Here is a 16,709-nt window from a genome sequence, read left to right on the forward strand (position 1 = left end):
CGCCCCGGGTCCTGGGGAACCGGACACCGGGGCGGAGAGCGTGGGGCTTACTTGGAGATGACTGCCAGCACGTCGCGTGCGGACAGGATCAGGTACTCCTCGCCGGCGTACTTGATCTCGGTGCCGCCGTACTTGCTGTAGATGACGGTGTCACCCTCTTTGACGTCGACAGGGATGCGATTTCCCTTGTCGGTCACGCGGCCTTCACCCACGGCAACCACGGTGCCCTCCTGGGGCTTCTCCTTGGCTGTATCGGGGATGACCAGGCCGGAGGCGGTCGTCGTCTCGGCCTCGACGGCCTGGACGAGGATCTTGTCCTCGAGCGGCTTGATGTTCACGCCTGCCACGATGAGCCCTCCACTTTCACGATTGTCGGTCCGAGGCTGGTCCCCGGAACGCCTTGTTGCTGTAGTTCAGGTAGTTCGTGACTCCGGCCGCCGATGCCCCGTCGTCGCGGGTGCCGGGCCATCGATATCCGGTGTCGACTAGCACTCTATACACGCGAGTGCCAGCACTCAACCTTCACGAGTGCACAGTTTTCCGGCGCGGTTCCTCGGCCATCGCCTCGCGGACGATCGGCGCGACCTCGCGGCCCAGAAGTTCGATCGAGAGTTGCGCCTCCTCCACCACTTCCCGTAGGCGGCGGCCGTGCCCACGCACGGTGGCGACACCGCCCTCCGGGTAGGTCTCGGCGAACGTCGTGATGCCGATCTCGAAGGTCGAGGACACGGTGCCACACCCCTTTCCCAGAAATTTCACCTGGCGTTCCCGCACAGGTGACGACGGGTTGTTCACGTTCTCGGTGAGGGGGACCAGAACGCGATGCGCACTATTTCCGCCCAAGTTCGGTAACATTCGCATAACGGCACGTTCACGGAGCACGACGAGAGGAGGTTCGACGCATGCCCGACAGCACTGTCACGATCGGAGTATCGGCAGGTTCGGAAGTAGTCTGCTGCGCCGTCCTCACCACGGCGGCCGACGGTACCGAGTCCTTCGACTACCGCACCGTGACCGCCGAGGGGTCACGCACCGACACCGGCGACCTGGTCGCCACGTCGATCGAGCTGGCGTCGGAGCACCTCGTCGGCGTCGACGACACGAGGTCGACGAGCCGTCACGGTCGCACCGCGGTCGCTCGTCGCGCCGAGGGCACCACGCGATCCATCCTGTCCGCAGCGCGTCGCCGCGACCTCGCGATCACGTCCGACACGCTGGTCACCGACACCGACGCAGCGCTCTGCTGGCTGCGACATACCGGCGAGGTGGCCAGATACCGCACCGTGCTCATCGCCGACGTGGGTGCCTCGGGGACGTCGATCAGCGTCGTCGACCAGGTCGACGGCACCGTTCTGGCCTCCGAGCGGACCGACGAGGTCGGGGGCCGCGTGTTCGACGACCGTCTGCAGGACGCCGTCGCCGGTCGGCTGCCGTCCGTGTCGCCCACCGACCGCGTCCTCGTCGCTGCACGTCTGCGGACGGCCAAGGAACAGTTGTCCTTCCACGAGTCCGTGACGGTCGATCTCCCGGACGGCGAGACACTCACCGTGACCCGCGCCGAGCTACTCGACGCCCTCGCCGAGCCGCTGGCCACGCTGCGGGCCGTCGTGACCCGTGTCGTCGACAGTGCCGTGGATCGACCCGATGCAGTGGCTGTCGTCGGCGGCGGCGCCTTCGTTCCGTCCGTCACCGAGGCCATCACCTCCGCGGCGCAGGTAGCGAACGTCGGAACGTCGGAACCCGACGCGGCGGTGGCCAAGGGTGCCGCACTGCTCGCCCGAGCGTTCGACCACGACATCGCGCCCGCGATGCAGTCGACACCGACATCGCTGTCGTCGAGCCTGCGAACCGTCGGCCTGCTGGCCGCGGCCTGCGCGGCCATGGCGGTGGTGCTGGCCTACGGAGTCCAGGCCCTGACCCCGTCCAGTGACACGGATGTCACGACCGTCGCCACGTCCACCGTTCCGACGGATACGGCAGACACGTCGGCCGAACGACCGGACACCGCCTCGGCGGCGCCCCCGGAATTGACCGGAGGGTGGGACGACCCTGCTCCGGAGCCCGAGCGGCAGGCCGTCACACCGTGGCCCACCACGGACTACACCTACACCGCGCCCGCCGTGACCCCGACCCCGGCATATCCGCAGCGTACAGCCGTGACGACCCCGGATCCCGTGGTTCCCGAACAGTCCACGACGCCCCGGACGCCGACGCCACAACCGTCGTCGTCCCAGTCCGCGACGCCGACGACCCCGAGTCTGCGACCCGCGCCGGATCTCCCGATCATCGTGCTGCCGGATTTCCCGGACCTGCCGCCGTGGTGGGCGGACCTGCCGGGAGTCGGCCCTGCGCCCTCCGCCCCGACCGAGCCGCCGGTCACGCCGGCGCCTGTCCCCGGCATCACGACGCAGGCTCCGCCTGTCTCGTCGGAACCAGCCGTTCCCGTCTCCTGACGGACCGTCAGCGCACCTGACTGACGGATACCGGGAGTCCCGGGTCGGTCGCCACGGTCAGCGGCGACGGTTCCGCGCCGGCTGCCGCGAGGTGCGCACCCAGGGTCGCGATCATGACTCCGTTGTCGGTGCAGCGACGCGGAGTCGGCACGCGCAGCGTCACCCCGGCTGCGGCGCAGCGTTCCTCGGCCAACGACCTGATCCGCGAGTTCGCTGTGGCCCCACCGCCGAGAACCAACGTGTCGATGTCCCGATCCTTCAGTGCGCGGATCGCCTTCATCGTCAGGACGTCGGCGACAGCTTCCTGGAAGGACGCCGCGACGTCGGCCACCACGACCGGCCTGCCGGCGCGCTCCGCGGACTCCACGTAGCGAGCTACCGCCGTCTTGAGACCGGAGAAGGAGAAGTCGTACCGGGAATCGCGGGGTCCCGTCATCCCTCGGGGGAACGCGACCGCCGCCGGATCGCCCTCGCGCGCCAGCGTGTCGAGCACAGGTCCGCCCGGGTAGCCGAGCCCCAACAACCTGGCGACCTTGTCGAAGGCCTCGCCCGCCGCGTCGTCCACGGTGCTTCCCAGTTCGACGATGGGTTCCGCCAGCGAGGACACCTCGAGAAGGTGCGTGTGTCCGCCGGACACGAGAAGGGCGACGCACTCCGGCATCGGGCCGTGCTCGAGGGTGTCGACGGCAACGTGCCCGCCGAGATGATTGACCGCGTAGAACGGCACGTTCCATGCTGCCGCATAGGCTTTCGCCGCCGCGACACCGACCAGCAGTGCGCCGGCGAGCCCGGGTCCGATGGTGACGGCCACGGCATCGGGGCGACGGATCCCGGCCGCGGACAACGCACGCCGCATGGTCGGGACCATCGCTTCGAGATGGGCGCGCGACGCGATCTCGGGAACCACACCGCCGAAGCGGGCGTGCTGATCGACGCTCGACGCCACCTCGTCGGCAAGCAGCTCGCACGTCCCCGATCCCGACGAGTCTCCGCTGTAGCGGACGATGCCGACACCTGTCTCGTCGCAGGAACTTTCGATGCCCATGACGATCACGGGTGTCCACCTTTCACTTCGTCCGCCGCGGCGGGTCGTGTCATCGTGTAGGCGTCCGCGCCGCTGGGCTGGTAGTACCGGCGCCGCGTGCCGACGACGGCGAAGCCTGCGCGCGTGTACATCTCGATCGCCGGATCGTTGTCGGTGCGGACTTCGAGGAACACCGGGCCACCGTGCCGGTCGGCTTCGGCCAGCATCGCACCGAGCAGAGCCCCACCGATTCCGCGTCGTTGACGGTCCGGATCCACGCCGATCGTGTGAACCTCCGATTCGGCACCGGAACCGTTGCCCAGCAGGGCGATACCGGCATATCCCGCCACGGTTCCGTCCCCGTCCCGCACCACGAAGTACCGCACGTGCGGCGCCCGTAGCTCGTCCACGAACGCCGACGCGGGCCACGGCCCGTCACCGGGAAACAGGATGATCTCGAGCTCGGCGCAGCGCTCGGCGTCCTCTGCCCGCATGGGCTCGACCGCAACGGTCACGGAGTCCCGGCCGGAGTTCGGTCCGCGGTCGCGACCGCGTCGGGACGACGGAGGTACTGCGGGGTCGGCTCGGCGGGCACATCACCGCGGAGCAGGGCCGCGGCCGCGACGGCCACCAACGCCTCCGGGGCCGGAGACTCGACGGGCTCCACCGGGAGGTCGACGATGTCGACGTGCGAGGCGGATCCGGCCACCACCTGCGACTCCCCCACCACGATGTCCGACGGACTGCTGACGAACGGTCCGGCGATCCGATCGGCGCCGCGGAAGCGCGCCCAGTACACCTCTTTACGACGCGCATCGGTCACGACCAGCACCTCCCTGTCGCCGGGGACTGCAGCGGCGATGGCGTCGAGGCTGCCGACACCGTGCACCGGGATTCCCAGCGCGTCGGCGAACGCCGCACCGGTAGCCATTCCGACGCGGAGACCGGTGAACGGGCCGGGGCCGGTGCCGACGACGACCGCGTCCAGGTCGTCCGCTCCGATCCCGGCTTCCGCCAGGCATTCGAGGATCTGCGGGGTGAGTACCTCGGCGTGCGCGCGTGCGTTCACGGTGATGCGAGTGGCCAGTGAACGCGGGCCGGCGTCGTCGAGTCGGACGACTCCGGCCGTGACGGCGGGTGTCGAGGTGTCGACGGCAAGTATCAGCACGGATGTCGAGATTACTCCGCGTCAGACTGACGGTGCGCGGACCCATTCCCAGGAGGCGGTACGGACGTCGGATTCGGGTTCGCGGCGCAACCGCACCAGCAGGTGGCGATCGGTCAGGGTCTCCGCGATGCCCTCGCCCCATTCCACGACCACGACGGAGTCGGTCAGCTCGGTGTCCAGGTCGAGCGCGTCCAGCTCGTCCATGGCCGACGCCCCCGTTCCGAGCCCCAGCCGGTAGGCGTCGACATGGACCAGTCCGGGTCCCGTGTCGTGACCCGGTCGGTGGGTACGGGCGATCATGAACGTCGGTGAGCTGACGCGTCCGACGACACCCAGGCCACGCGCGAGGCCCTTGGTCAAGGTGGTCTTGCCGGCACCGAGGGGGCCGTCGAGAACGACGACGTCTCCGGCGACCAGTTCGTGCGCGAGAGCCTCGCCGAGGCGCTCGGTGTCCTCCGCGGTCTCGAGAACGGTGTCAGCCAACGGTTCGCCTCGTCGGCCGCGCCTGGATCTGCCCGTCCGTCGCCCGCTGCACCAGCCGATCGACAGCGTCGTTCACCTCGTCCGGGAATTCCAGCTGCACCAGGTGCCCGGCACGCCGTACCCGCACCATCTCCGCGTGCGGCAGCAGGTCGGCGAGCTCGAGCGACTTGTCGTACGGGATCACCCAGTCGTCGTCCCCGCACAGCACCAGTGCAGCGACATCCGCGATGGCCGGCAGGGCGTCGAGTTCGTCGTGCAGTTCGAGTGCCTTCAGGAAGTTCACCATCGTCACCACCGACGTGTCGTGGGTCATCTGCTCCGCGAAGGCGACCAGCGCCGGGCTGACCTCGGTGCCGAACGACGCGGCCCGCAACACCGGCGCGATGATCGACCGCACCACACCCCGGCCGACCTGCACGGCGCCGGGCGCGGTGCGCACGATGGTGCGGAACGCGTCGACGGCAGGGTTCTGCAGGTTCCGTCCGAGGCCGCTGTGCGCGAGCCCTGCCGCGGTCGTCGACATCAAGCCGACCCCGACGACGCGCTCGGCGATGGACTCCGGGAACTGCCGACACGCGGCGAGGACGGCCATGCCGCCCATCGAGTGCCCCACCAGGACCAGGGGTCCGTTCGGCACGACGGACCGGATGACGTCGGCCAGATCCACGCCGAGACGGCCGATGTCGCATTCGTCGGGCGAGACGTCACCGGAGCGCCCGTGACCGCGCTGGTCGTAGAACACCATCCGGACGTCGTCGCCCCACCGTCGGGCCAGTTCGCGGCGCTGGTAATGCCAGCACTGCATCCGGAGGCAGTACCCGTGGACGAAGACGACGGTCACGGGAGCCGTCACCGGCCCTACTTCGCGGACGGCGAGCGGCACACCGTCACCGGTCGCGACCACGCATCCGCGATCGGCGTCCATCGCCTCGAAGTCCTCACGCCGACCGGAATCCGCCGCCACCGGGACGACCCGTCGGCGAACCGCGGCAATTCCCGCCACCGCCGCGACGGCCGCGATACTTGCAGCGCCACCGGCAATTCCGGCTATCTTCGCGGTGATCATCCGACGCCTCCGACGACAGTGCGCTCGACACGGCCACGTATCCCGGTGACCACCTCGTAATTGATGGTGCCCAGGGTCTCGGCCCAGTCCTGCGCCGTGGGCTCGCCGTGATCGCCGGGGCCGAAGAAGTAGGCGGTGTCACCCTCGACGACATCGGGACGACCGGGCCCCAGATCGACGATCACCTGGTCCATGCAGACACGTCCCACCGCGGGGCGACGACGCCCGTTGATCGACACCTCGTAGCGGTTCTTCAGCGCACGCGTGATGCCGTCCGCGTATCCGACGGGGAGCAGCGCCACCGTCGTGTCCCTCGGCGCGATCCACTCGTGGCCGTAGGACACACCCTCGCCCGCGGCGACCCGCTTCACCAGGATCACGGTGGCGCGCAACGTCATTGCGGGCCGGAGACCGAAGTCGCCGAGATCCGGGGTCGGCGACAGCCCGTACATCGCGATTCCTGGTCGTACCGCGTCGTAGGCCATGTCGGGGCGCGTCAGCACCGCCGCCGAGTTGGCGATGTGCCGCTGTCGGGGCGCCACACCGGCGCGCGTCATGACCTCGACGGCGGCGTCGAAGCGGCGCTTCTGTCGATCGTTGACGGGATCCCCCGGGACATCCGCGGATACCAGGTGGGAGAACATCCCGTGGACATCCACTGCGTCGCTGCGCGTTTCGCGGACCAGAGCGGCGACGGTCGCGTCCAGCTCGTCCGCACTCACACCGTTGCGGTTCATGCCGGTGTCGACCTTGAGCGACACCACGGCGGCTCTCCCCACCGAGCGGGCGGCGTCGGCAACCTCGAGAACCTGCCGGGGCGACGAGACGCCGATCCCGATGTCCGCCTCGATCGCCGCGGTGAAGTCGGTTCCGGGTGCGTGCAGCCAACACAGCACGGGAGCCGTGAGGCCGCCGGCGCGCAGCGCGAGGGCTTCGCGAACGGTGGCGACACCAAGCTCCCGCGCACCCGCTGCCAGCGCGGCGCGCGCGACCGGGACGGCGCCGTGGTTGTACCCGTCGGCCTTCACGATGGCCATGACGGCCGCGTCGCCCGCATGCTCGACGAGAATCCGGGTGTTGTGCGCGATGGCGTCCAGGTCGATCAGCGCTTCGGCCTGGGGTCGACGAGCCGGAGCGGCTGCTCGAGTCGTCCCGGCTGCTACCTCCTGCGCGCTGTTCATCGGCGTCATTCTGCCATTGCCGACGCGTCGCGACGTGCACTGCCGTCCGTCACACGCTCGCGCGCAGACTCCCCACGGCGTCCCGCAGTGCCCGCAGCAGCGGCGACGCGGACACCGGTGCACCCACCCGTCGACCGTCGTCCGTGGCCGCCAGCAGCGCCGCGCGCGAATGTGCGCGGGCGCCCAGAGCCGCAGCTGTGCGGCTCGGCAGTCCGGCGGCGAGCAGGGCGCCGATCATGCCGGACAGAACGTCCCCCGAGCCCGCCGTCGACGACCAGGAGGAACCGGCATCGTCGACCGTGACCGCGCCGTCAGGGTCGGCGATCACCGTGGCTCGCCCCTTCAACAGGACGGTCACCCCGCGGCGCGACGCGAGGTCGCGCACGGATGCGACACGATCGGGACCCGGCGCCGAGCCCGTCAACCTCTCGAACTCCCCGGCGTGAGGGGTCAGCACGGTCGGCGCCTCTCGGCCACTCAGGAGATCCGGCCGACGCGCGAGCACCGTCAGGCCGTCCGCATCCACCAGCACGGGCACGTCCGACTGCAGGACGGTCCGGAGCCTGCCCTCCGCGTCGTCGTCGGTGCCGAATCCGGGCCCGACCACCCACGCCTGCACCCGGCCGGCATCGTCGAGGTCGCGGGCAGTCACGACTTCCGGATAGTGGTGCAGCACCTCGGCGCCGCCGGTTCCGACGTACCGCACCATGCCCGACGTCGCGGCCACGGCAGCGCCGGTGCACAGCACCCCGGCCCCCGGATACTTCTCGCTTCCCGCCAGAATCCCGGTGACCCCCTGCGAATACTTGTCGTCCGTGGGTCCGGGAACCGGCCACAGCCGTCCCACCTCGGCGTCGTCGAACGATCCGAGAGTCGACTCACCCATGCCCGACCCCGTGTCCGCCGACCAGAGGTCGACGAGGTGCAGCCGCCCGCACCATGCGCCGGCCAGCACGTGCACGGGTTTCCAGGCACCGAACGCCACCGTGACGTCGGCACGTACGGCAGGACCGTCGACCGCGCCGGTGTCCGGGTCGACCCCCGACGGCAGGTCCGCGGCCACCACGGGTGCGTCGATCTGCGAGACGACTCGCGCGGCCTCCGGCCGCAGCGATCCCCGAGCCGACAGGCCGACGATTCCGTCCACGACGAGATGGGGTATCCCGACCTGCGTGACGACGCGTCCCCCCGCCGCTCGGAAGGCAGCCAGTCCGGCGGCATGAGCGCGATGCGGATCCAGGAGCAGAGCCTGCACCTGCGCGCCCCGACGGCGGAGCTCGGCGCCGGCGAACAAGACGTCGCCGCCGTTGTCACCCGACCCGATCAGAAGAAGCACACGACGTCCGGAGACACCGCCTTCGCGTAACCGCAGCTCGTGGGCGACCACCACGGCCAGTCCGTGGGCCGCCTTCCTCATGGCGGCGTACGGCGGCAGCGCGGCGATCAGCGGCGCTTCGGCGGCCCGGACCTCGTCGGCGGTGTGGAAGTACTGCATGCGATCCACGGTAGCGCCGACCGGCCACGATTCCCCGCAGGTCTACCGTGGGATTCATGGCTCGCCTGACAACACTCGCGGCGACGATCGGAGTCACTGCCGCACTGGCACTGTCGCTCACGTCGTGCACCGAGGACGCTCCCACCGCCGAACGACCGACCGGACCGAACGTGGTGACCGTCGCCGCGATGGCCTACTCCCCCGCGAGCGTCACCATCTCTCCCGGCGACACGGTCACGTGGTTCTTCGACGACACCGGCGTCGCGCACAACGTGGTCGGCATCGATGCGGCGTCGCGGTTGCTGCACAGCCCGATGATCTCGTCGGGTCAGTTCAGTCAGACGTTCGACGACCCCGGAACTTATCCGTACTTCTGCTCGGTGCACCCGAACATGACGGGCACCGTCATCGTCAAGTAGTCGTCTACTCGACGGTGACGGACTTCGCCAGGTTGCGAGGCTTGTCGACGTCGTAACCGCGCGCCTGAGCCACCTCCGCCGCGAAGACCTGCAGCGGCACCGTCGACAACAACGGCTGCAGCAGTGACGGCGCCGCCGGGATCTCGATGAGGTGATCGGCGAACGGACGCACTGTCTCGTCGCCCTCCTCGGCGATCACGACGGTACGGGCTCCGCGGGCCTGGATCTCGCGGATGTTGCTGAGCATCTTCGAGTGCAGCACCGCTCGGCCCTTCGGAGACGGCATCACGATGATCACCGGAAGGCCGTCCTCGATCAGCGCGATCGGACCGTGCTTGAGCTCACCCGCAGCGAAGCCCTCGGCGTGCATGTACGCGAGTTCCTTGAGCTTGAGCGCACCTTCGAGCGCCACCGGGTATCCCACGTGGCGTCCGAGGAACAGCACCGTCGGCGAGGACGCCAGTTCGCGGGCGAGCGCGCGCACCGGCTCGACCGTCTCGAGAACCTTCTGCACCAATGCGGGCATGGCCTCGAGATCGGCGTACTCGCGCGCGACCTCGTCGGGGTACTTGGTTCCGCGCGCCTGAGCGAGAGCCAGACCCACCAGGTAGTTCGCGGTCACCTGCGCGAGGAAGGCCTTCGTCGACGCGACACCGATCTCCGGTCCCGCACGCGTGTAGAGAACGGCGTCGGCCTCACGCGGGATCTGCGATCCGTTGGTGTTGCACACCGCGAGAACGCGGGCCTTCTGCTCCTTCGCGTGCCGCACCGCCTCCAACGTGTCGGCGGTTTCGCCGGACTGCGAGATGGCGACCACCAGCGTCGAGCGATCCAGGACGGGATCGCGGTAACGGAACTCGCTGGCCAGCTCGACCTCGACGGGCAGACGCGTCCAGTGCTCGATGGCGTACTTGGCCAGGAGTCCGGAGTGGTACGCACTGCCGCACGCGACGACGAACACCTTGTCGACGTCGCGCAGTTCCTGATCCGACAACCGCTGCTCGTCGAGCACGATGCGTCCGTCGGTGAAGTGGCCGAGGAGCGTGTCCGCGACGGCCGCCGGCTGCTCCTGGATCTCCTTGAGCATGAAGTAGTCGTGACCGCCCTTCTCGGCGGCGGCGAGGTCCCAGTCGATCCGGAACGGGCGGCCCTGCGCCGGCGTCCCGTCGAAGTTCATGACGTCGTAGCCGTCGGCGGTGATGACGACCACCTGGTCCTGGCCCAGTTCGACGGCATCGCGGGTGTGCTCGATGAAGGCGGCGACGTCGGAACCGACGAACATCTCACCGTCACCCACACCGACCACCAACGGTGTGGAGCGACGCGCGGCGACGATGGTTCCGGGGTGATCGACGTGGGTGAACACCAATGTGAAGGCGCCCTCGAGGCGCTGCAGGACCGACAGTGCGCTCTGCACGAAGTCGCCTGCGGTGGGGCCGGCGTCGTACGCGGCGGCGACGAGATGGACAGCGACCTCGGTGTCGGTGTCCGACTCGAACTCGACACCGGCGTTCTCGAGCTCGGCCCGCAGCGGTCCGAAGTTCTCGATGATGCCGTTGTGAACCACGGCGACACGGTTCGCGCGGTCGCGATGCGGGTGTGCGTTGCGGTCCGTCGGACGCCCGTGGGTGGCCCACCGCGTGTGGCCGATACCGCTGGTTCCGACGAAGGTGTCGCGGCCCAGATCGTCCAGTTCGGCCTCGAGATTGGCCAGTTTTCCGGCCTTGCGTTCCACCGTCATGCCACCCGCGCCGTCCAGAACGGCGATGCCCGCGGAGTCGTATCCGCGGTACTCCATCCGGCGCAGCGCCTCCACCACCACCGGCAGCGCTCGACGATGTCCGACGTACCCGACGATTCCGCACATGGGACGACAGCCTACTTCGGGACGGACCGTGCCCCTGCCGCCCGGCCGGTCGACTACGGTCAGTGCTGTGCCGAAGACGCAGAAGCTGGTCGCCGACCTCACCAAGACCGGTCCTCATCGCGTGTTGCGCGGTGATCTCGCACTCGCCGGGCTCCCGGGTGTGATCTACACACCGAGTGAAGGCTCGGGCCTGCCCGCCGTCGCATTCGGCCACGGGTGGATGACCGGCTCGGTGCATTACGAGTCGACACTCAGGCACCTCGCATCGTGGGGCATCGTCGTCGTGGCGCCCGACACGCAGCGCGGACCGGTTCCGTCGCACAGCGCACTGGCTCAGGATCTGCTGGTCTCGCTCGACGTGTGCACCGGAATCCGCCTCGGCACCGGCGACATCAGCGTGAACCCGTCGAAGCTCGGATTGGTCGGACACTCCATGGGTGCCGGCGTGGCCGTCATCGCGGCGTCTCGCCGCCCCGACATCGCCGCGCTGGGCGCTCTGTACCCCGCTCCGACCTCGCCGCGCGCCTTGTCGCCGGACATCGCCGGTCGCGTGACGGCCCCCGCGCTCGTCCTCGGCAGCCCCTCCGAGCTGAACTCGCTGACTGCGGAGCCGGTCGCGCTGGCCGACGCCCTGGCCGGACAGACCTTGCTGCGCATCATCGACAAGTCCGAAGGCGACGGAATCGTCGAGGGTCGCAAGCTCCTGAGCTTCCTCGGCGTCGGCAATGCGCAGCCGAAGACGCGGAAATCGGTGCGCGCACTGCTCACCGGGTTCCTGCTGCACCGACTCGAAGGTGACGACACCTACGAGGACTTCTCCGATCCCGATGCCGTGATCAAGGGCACCGAGGTCGTCGACCCCGATGCCCCCACCGCGGATGCCCCCAAGAAGGTCAGCGCGCTACGTCAGCTCAGCCACCTCGCCGGTCGCTGAACCCGGTCGTCGCGCGGGGCGTCGTCGCCGGCAGCGGGTTCCTTCGCCGACCTGAGGAAGGTGCCGGGGCGTCGCCCGTCCGGCGTCGCTGCGACCTCCGCGCGGCGACGCGCCCGCTCGTCGGCCTCCGCCAGTCGTTCGCGGACTCGACGCGTCGCTACGCGGTGATCGGCGACGATCGCCTCGATGATGTCGGCACTGTTGCGCGCGTTCACAGCGGCCCCGCCTCGGCGGCCTCGGGCTGAGCCAGCTCGTCGGCCAGCGCGGCCTCACCACCCGAGGCGGCCGGCGGCTCGGGAAGCGGACCGGCCGACGACGGTTCCAGCTCCGGTGGCGCACAGTCGGCCCCGGCATCCGCGACCGCAGGTGGTTCCGTGCTCGGTTCGGCGCTCATCGGCGGCTCCGGTGCCACCGTGTCGGGGGTCGGCCCCTCTCCTGTCTCCGCCGGGGCGTCGACTGGGGCTTCGGGTGTGTCGGTATCGGGTGCGGTGTCCAGCGTTTCGGTCGCGGGCGCGTCGGAACCGGGTGCTTCAGTAACGGGCGCATCGGGGTCGAGGAGGCGGATGTCGAGGGCCCCGTCGTCGGTCAGTGCGACCCGTATCCCCTGTCCTTGCCACTCCGCCTCGAGATGTCCGAGTTCACCGGCTGCTGTCGCCGGTGCAGATGGCGGACCGTCCTCAGGACAGCCCGGCGGGACCATTGCCGTCGGGAGTGTCGGCGGCGCCGATGAACTTACCGACGAGTCGTCGCTCGACACGAGCGCCGAGACGACGCCACGCACGAGATCGCCCAACGGATCGGAAGCCGGAGATCCCGAAGCTGCAGGGGCACCTAGCACAGGATCGGCTTCGACGGGCGCGGCGGGCGGCTGGGGCGCGGCAGCCGCAGGGCCGGTCCCTGCCGGATCTTGCTCGTCGACTGTGCTTGTCGGGCAACCACAGTCGGCCGGACCGATGATTCCGGTGCTGGTCGGATAGGGCTCGGTGTTCACATCACCCAGGGCAGCTGTCAGGGCCGCGTAGATCTCCGTCACGGCGGTATCGGTGGCCGTACACATCTGCTCGAACGCCGCGATGCGTTCCGTCACCGCGGGCACGAAGACGGTGTCCAGCCACGCCCGGCACTGCGCAGCAACCGGCTCGACGATGCGGCTCTGAACCTCGCCCTGCGAGGTCGCTCCGAGGAGTTCGTCTTGCAGTGTGGGAAACAGCGACGAGAGCAGTCCCACGGTGCCCGTCGCACCGTCGACGTGACCGCCGGCTCCCGCGACGGTCGCCGCGACCAGTGCCGCGTCTCGCCCACCGACCTCCGGGCTCCAGAAATGCGCGGTGGTGATCGATTTGTCCTCGACCACCGATCTCAGCCCTGCCGACGCTGTATCCATTGCCGACGCCACGGCGTCGAGAAGGTCGACGTCGGCTGCGGACCTGGTCGACTGCCGACCCAGCAGGTCGAGCGCGGCGTCGGAGCCACTGCCCCGCCATGCGTTCCCCAGTTGGACGGCCGCGTCGGCATGACGGCCGGACTGCGTGCGCGCGTCCGCGGCCACTGCGCGCACCAGGTCGGCGTCGGATTGAAGCAGGTCCGCATCGAGACCCCGTTGCTCGTCGTATCGCGCGCACGAGGCCGGGTACGAGGTGGGAAGGGTAGCTCCGCCGGCCACGGCGAGTGGCACGAAGACCTCGAAGAACCGCAGTCCGACGGCCCCCGCATCGAGCAATTCCTCCACCGTCCGCGTGGTCGAGGTCGGCGCCGTCATCTCACGCCCCCGGGCAACGCGCCGGCGGTGGCGGTGTCCACCGACGCAGATGCTGTGACGGCCGACCGGATCGACGACGACGTCTCCGTCGTCGCGTGCGACCACGCACGCAGTGCGCCCGACAGGTGCCCCAGGCCTGTCGCGAGGTCGGCGGCCGAGGATCGGTAGTTCCGACCGCCCGTATCCGGACCGAATGCGCGGCCGTCCAGGCGATCGGCACACCGTGCCACATCGTCGGACGAGCGCTCGAGCTCCGATGCGGCCTCCCCTGCAGCCCGCGCGTCCAGTGTTGTTTCCGTACTCATCGCCCACCCCCTCCAGCTGTGCTCCCCCTCTTGGACGCACGGGTCGAGTGGGCAGTTCCCTCCGAACAGCGGCCCTCACCACAGTGGACGCCGACCGGACGGTAACGTCCGATTCCACAGGCGAGTAACACACACCTCTAGCACCAGGGAGACTCATGCGAATCGGGATGCAGCTGAACTATTCGGGCGGCTTCAGCGAAACGGTCGAGGAGGTCGGCGCACTCGAGAATGCAGGAATGGACATCGTCTTCGTTCCGGAGGCGTACTCGTTCGACGCAGTCAGCCAGATCGGCTTCCTCGCAGCCAAGACGTCCACGATCCAGCTGGCGTCGGGCATCTTCCAGATCTACACCCGCACCCCGTCGCTGCTGGCCATGACCGCGGCCGGCCTGGACTACGTGTCGGGTGGCCGGTTCGTGATGGGCATCGGAGCCTCCGGCCCCCAGGTCATCGAGGGATTCCACGGCGTGAAGTACGACGCCCCGCTGGGCCGCACCCGCGAGATCATCGAGATCTGCCGCCAGGTGTGGCGCCGCGAGAAGGTGCAGTTCGAGGGCAAGTACTACCAGATCCCGCTGCCCGCCGATCAGGGCACCGGGCTCGGCAAGCCGCTCAAGCTCATCAATCACCCTGTGCGCGCGGAGATTCCGATCGTCATCGCCTCACTCGGCCCGAAGAATGTCGCGCTTACCGCTGAACTGGCGCAGGGCTGGGAGCCCATCTTCTTCCACCCGGAGAAGGCCGAGTCCGTGTGGGGTGAGTCCCTCGCCGCCGGCAAGGCGAAGCGCGATCCGTCGCTCGGTGAGCTCGACGTCTTCGCGAGCCCGGTCGTGGCGATCGGCGACGACGCCGATCAGTATCTGCCCTTCATCAAGCCGCAGCTCTCGCTGTACATCGGCGGCATGGGCGCCAAGGGCAAGAACTTCTACAACGACCTCGCCGTCCGCTACGGCTACGAGGAAGAGGCGGAGAAGATCCAGGACCTGTACCTGGCGGGCAAGAAGGACGAGGCCACCGCTGCCGTGCCCGACGAGTTGGTGCGCGCGATCTCTCTGATCGGCACCGAGAGCTACGTCAAGGAACGCTTGGCGGCGTTCGACGCAGCCGGTGTCACCACCCTGAACATCCATCCCATCGCTGCCGACACCGCGGGTCGTGTGTCGCAGGTCGAGCAGCTCAAGGCTCTGATCGGCTGATGCGTCAGACTGCGCCGACCACGTCCGCGATGTGGTCGGCCAGTCGACGGGCCGTCTCGGCCGTACCGGCTTCCACCATCACCCGCACCAGCTGTTCGGTGCCGGAGGGGCGCAGCAACACGCGGCCGTCCTGGCCCAGTTCGTCCTGGGCGGTTCTGACGGCGTCCACGACGGCGCCGGCAGTCGTCGATGCCGACTTGTCGACGACGGGCACGTTGACGAGCACCTGAGGCAACGTCCGCATGACGGACGCCAACTCCGTCAGAGTCCGCCCCGTCTCCGCCATCCGGGCCATGATCTGCAGGCCGGTCAGCACCCCGTCACCCGTGGTTCCGAAGGCCGGGAGCACGATGTGTCCGGACTGCTCTCCGCCCAGTCCGTACTGGCCTGCTCGCAATTCCTCCAGGACGTAGCGATCGCCGACTGCGGTGGTACGCAGCGTGATTCCTGCCTCGCGCATCGCGATGTGCAGTCCCAGATTGCTCATGACGGTGGCCACGAGTGTGTCAGCGGGCAGCTCACCGGCGTCCTTCATCGCGAGCGCGAGAATCGCCATGATCGCGTCTCCGTCCACGACGGCTCCGGAGGCGTCGACGGCGAGACACCGGTCGGCGTCGCCGTCGTGTGCGAGACCGAGATCGGCGCCGTGCTCGGCGACAGCCTTCTGCAGGACGTCGAGGTGGGTGGACCCGCACCCGTCGTTGATGTTGAGGCCGTTCGGGTCGGCGTTGATGGCGATCACCGTGGCTCCGGCGGCCCGATAGGCATCGGGGGCTGCGGTGGACGCGGCACCGTGCGCACAGTCGACGACGACGGTGATGCCGTCGAGGCGTCGGGTGACGATCTTGGCGAGGTGGTCCTCGTAGCGGGACAACGCATCGGGGGCGGTACGCACGCGTCCGATGGCGGCCCCGACGGGCCCTCCCGGAGGCGCATCGAGGAGCGCCTCGATGCGGTCTTCCTGGGCGTCGTCCAGCTTGTGGCCGCCGGCGGCGAAGAACTTGATGCCGTTGTCCGGCATGGCGTTGTGGGACGCCGAGATCATGACGCCGAGTGCGGCGTCGTACGCGTCGGTGAGGTAGGCCAGGGCGGGAGTGGGCACGACCCCGACCGTCAGGACGTCGACTCCGGCGGAGGACAGTCCCGCGACGATGGCGGCTTCCAGCATCTCGCCGCTGGCGCGTGGATCGCGACCCACGACCGCTACGGGCCTCGTGGGAGTCTCGTCGGCGTTGTCACCGAGAACAGTTGCGGCAGCGCGGCCGAGCCGCAGTGCTAGGTCCGCGGTCACCTCCTCGTTGGCCAGTCCCCGAACCCCGTCGGTTCCGAACAAGCGAGTCATGACGCGTACCTCTTTCG

Annotated in this window: 18 protein-coding genes; 4 read left to right on the forward strand and 14 right to left on the reverse strand. The window is 69.3% G+C overall.

Annotated elements, in window-relative coordinates; all coding sequences use genetic code 11:
- Positions 1–47 precede the first annotated feature (47 nt).
- Positions 48–347, reverse strand: a complete 300-nt coding sequence (groES, locus tag ASG64_RS01660) for a co-chaperone GroES (protein ID WP_027503792.1) — start codon at positions 345–347, stop codon at positions 48–50.
- A gap of 175 nt (positions 348–522) precedes the next feature.
- On the reverse strand, positions 523–729 hold the full coding sequence (locus ASG64_RS21420) for a hypothetical protein (protein ID WP_156388232.1): 207 nt from the start codon (positions 727–729) through the stop codon (positions 523–525).
- Between the two features lie 173 nt (positions 730–902).
- Here ASG64_RS21420 and ASG64_RS01670 point away from each other — a divergent pair, with 173 nt between their 5' ends.
- Positions 903–2,453 carry an Hsp70 family protein gene (locus tag ASG64_RS01670; RefSeq protein ID WP_056069439.1) on the forward strand — a complete coding sequence of 517 codons (1,551 nt, stop codon included), beginning with the start codon at positions 903–905 and terminating at the stop codon, positions 2,451–2,453.
- A 7-nt stretch (positions 2,454–2,460) separates the two neighbouring features.
- On the opposite strand, the gene tsaD is transcribed toward ASG64_RS01670, so the two are convergent.
- The 7 genes from tsaD to ASG64_RS01705 are packed head-to-tail and all read right to left on the reverse strand — an operon-like array spanning position 2,461 to position 8,870.
- The gene (gene tsaD / locus ASG64_RS01675) at positions 2,461–3,507 is read right to left on the reverse strand and encodes a tRNA (adenosine(37)-N6)-threonylcarbamoyltransferase complex transferase subunit TsaD (RefSeq protein ID WP_056069441.1); all 1,047 of its coding nucleotides are present in this window, start codon (positions 3,505–3,507) and stop codon (positions 2,461–2,463) included.
- Positions 3,504–3,992: a ribosomal protein S18-alanine N-acetyltransferase gene (gene rimI, locus ASG64_RS01680; RefSeq protein ID WP_042574657.1), complete on the reverse strand. Its 489-nt coding sequence runs from the start codon at positions 3,990–3,992 to the stop codon at positions 3,504–3,506. Before rimI ends, tsaD begins: the two co-directional genes overlap by 4 nt.
- On the reverse strand, positions 3,989–4,645 hold the full coding sequence (gene tsaB, locus ASG64_RS01685) for a tRNA (adenosine(37)-N6)-threonylcarbamoyltransferase complex dimerization subunit type 1 TsaB (RefSeq protein ID WP_056069444.1): 657 nt from the start codon (positions 4,643–4,645) through the stop codon (positions 3,989–3,991). Before tsaB ends, rimI begins: the two co-directional genes overlap by 4 nt.
- A gap of 21 nt (positions 4,646–4,666) precedes the next feature.
- Positions 4,667–5,128, reverse strand: coding sequence for a tRNA (adenosine(37)-N6)-threonylcarbamoyltransferase complex ATPase subunit type 1 TsaE (gene tsaE, locus ASG64_RS01690; RefSeq protein WP_042574659.1), 462 nt, complete (start codon positions 5,126–5,128; stop codon positions 4,667–4,669).
- Positions 5,121–6,194: an alpha/beta fold hydrolase gene (locus ASG64_RS01695; protein WP_056069448.1), complete on the reverse strand. Its 1,074-nt coding sequence runs from the start codon at positions 6,192–6,194 to the stop codon at positions 5,121–5,123. Before ASG64_RS01695 ends, tsaE begins: the two co-directional genes overlap by 8 nt.
- Positions 6,191–7,375, reverse strand: coding sequence for an alanine racemase (gene alr / locus ASG64_RS01700; protein ID WP_056072463.1), 1,185 nt, complete (start codon positions 7,373–7,375; stop codon positions 6,191–6,193). Before alr ends, ASG64_RS01695 begins: the two co-directional genes overlap by 4 nt.
- Positions 7,376–7,424: 49 nt before the next feature.
- On the reverse strand, positions 7,425–8,870 hold the full coding sequence (locus ASG64_RS01705) for an NAD(P)H-hydrate dehydratase (RefSeq protein WP_056072466.1): 1,446 nt from the start codon (positions 8,868–8,870) through the stop codon (positions 7,425–7,427).
- A gap of 56 nt (positions 8,871–8,926) precedes the next feature.
- On the opposite strand from ASG64_RS01705, the gene ASG64_RS01710 reads away from it, so the two are divergent.
- Positions 8,927–9,289 (forward strand): cupredoxin domain-containing protein, encoded by a 363-nt coding sequence (locus ASG64_RS01710; RefSeq protein ID WP_042574725.1) that lies wholly within the window; start codon positions 8,927–8,929, stop codon positions 9,287–9,289.
- Between the two features lie 4 nt (positions 9,290–9,293).
- On the opposite strand, the gene glmS is transcribed toward ASG64_RS01710, so the two are convergent.
- Positions 9,294–11,156, reverse strand: coding sequence for a glutamine--fructose-6-phosphate transaminase (isomerizing) (gene glmS / locus ASG64_RS01715; RefSeq protein ID WP_042574661.1), 1,863 nt, complete (start codon positions 11,154–11,156; stop codon positions 9,294–9,296).
- Between the two features lie 67 nt (positions 11,157–11,223).
- On the opposite strand from glmS, the gene ASG64_RS01720 reads away from it, so the two are divergent.
- Entirely contained in the window at positions 11,224–12,090 is an 867-nt protein-coding gene (locus ASG64_RS01720; RefSeq protein ID WP_235579455.1) for a dienelactone hydrolase family protein, read from the forward strand.
- Here ASG64_RS01720 and ASG64_RS01725 read toward each other — a convergent pair.
- From ASG64_RS01725 to ASG64_RS01735, 3 genes are read right to left on the reverse strand one after another with little or no spacing between them, the layout of a single operon-like run.
- Positions 12,063–12,305, reverse strand: coding sequence for a hypothetical protein (locus ASG64_RS01725; protein ID WP_056069453.1), 243 nt, complete (start codon positions 12,303–12,305; stop codon positions 12,063–12,065). The two genes, ASG64_RS01720 and ASG64_RS01725, sit on opposite strands and share 28 nt — an antisense overlap.
- The gene (locus tag ASG64_RS01730) at positions 12,302–13,849 is read right to left on the reverse strand and encodes a hypothetical protein (protein WP_062575796.1); all 1,548 of its coding nucleotides are present in this window, start codon (positions 13,847–13,849) and stop codon (positions 12,302–12,304) included. The genes ASG64_RS01725 and ASG64_RS01730 overlap by 4 nt, the downstream gene beginning before the upstream one ends.
- The gene (locus tag ASG64_RS01735) at positions 13,846–14,154 is read right to left on the reverse strand and encodes a hypothetical protein (protein ID WP_156388233.1); all 309 of its coding nucleotides are present in this window, start codon (positions 14,152–14,154) and stop codon (positions 13,846–13,848) included. The genes ASG64_RS01730 and ASG64_RS01735 overlap by 4 nt, the downstream gene beginning before the upstream one ends.
- A 155-nt stretch (positions 14,155–14,309) precedes the next feature.
- Here ASG64_RS01735 and ASG64_RS01740 point away from each other — a divergent pair, with 155 nt between their 5' ends.
- Positions 14,310–15,350, forward strand: a complete 1,041-nt coding sequence (locus tag ASG64_RS01740) for an LLM class F420-dependent oxidoreductase (protein WP_056069462.1) — start codon at positions 14,310–14,312, stop codon at positions 15,348–15,350.
- A gap of 4 nt (positions 15,351–15,354) precedes the next feature.
- On the opposite strand, the gene glmM is transcribed toward ASG64_RS01740, so the two are convergent.
- Positions 15,355–16,692: a phosphoglucosamine mutase gene (gene glmM / locus ASG64_RS01745; protein ID WP_056069464.1), complete on the reverse strand. Its 1,338-nt coding sequence runs from the start codon at positions 16,690–16,692 to the stop codon at positions 15,355–15,357.
- Positions 16,693–16,709 lie beyond the last annotated feature (17 nt).

It is taken from the genome of Rhodococcus sp. Leaf247 (assembly GCF_001426185.1).
Taxonomy (GTDB): domain Bacteria; phylum Actinomycetota; class Actinomycetes; order Mycobacteriales; family Mycobacteriaceae; genus Rhodococcoides.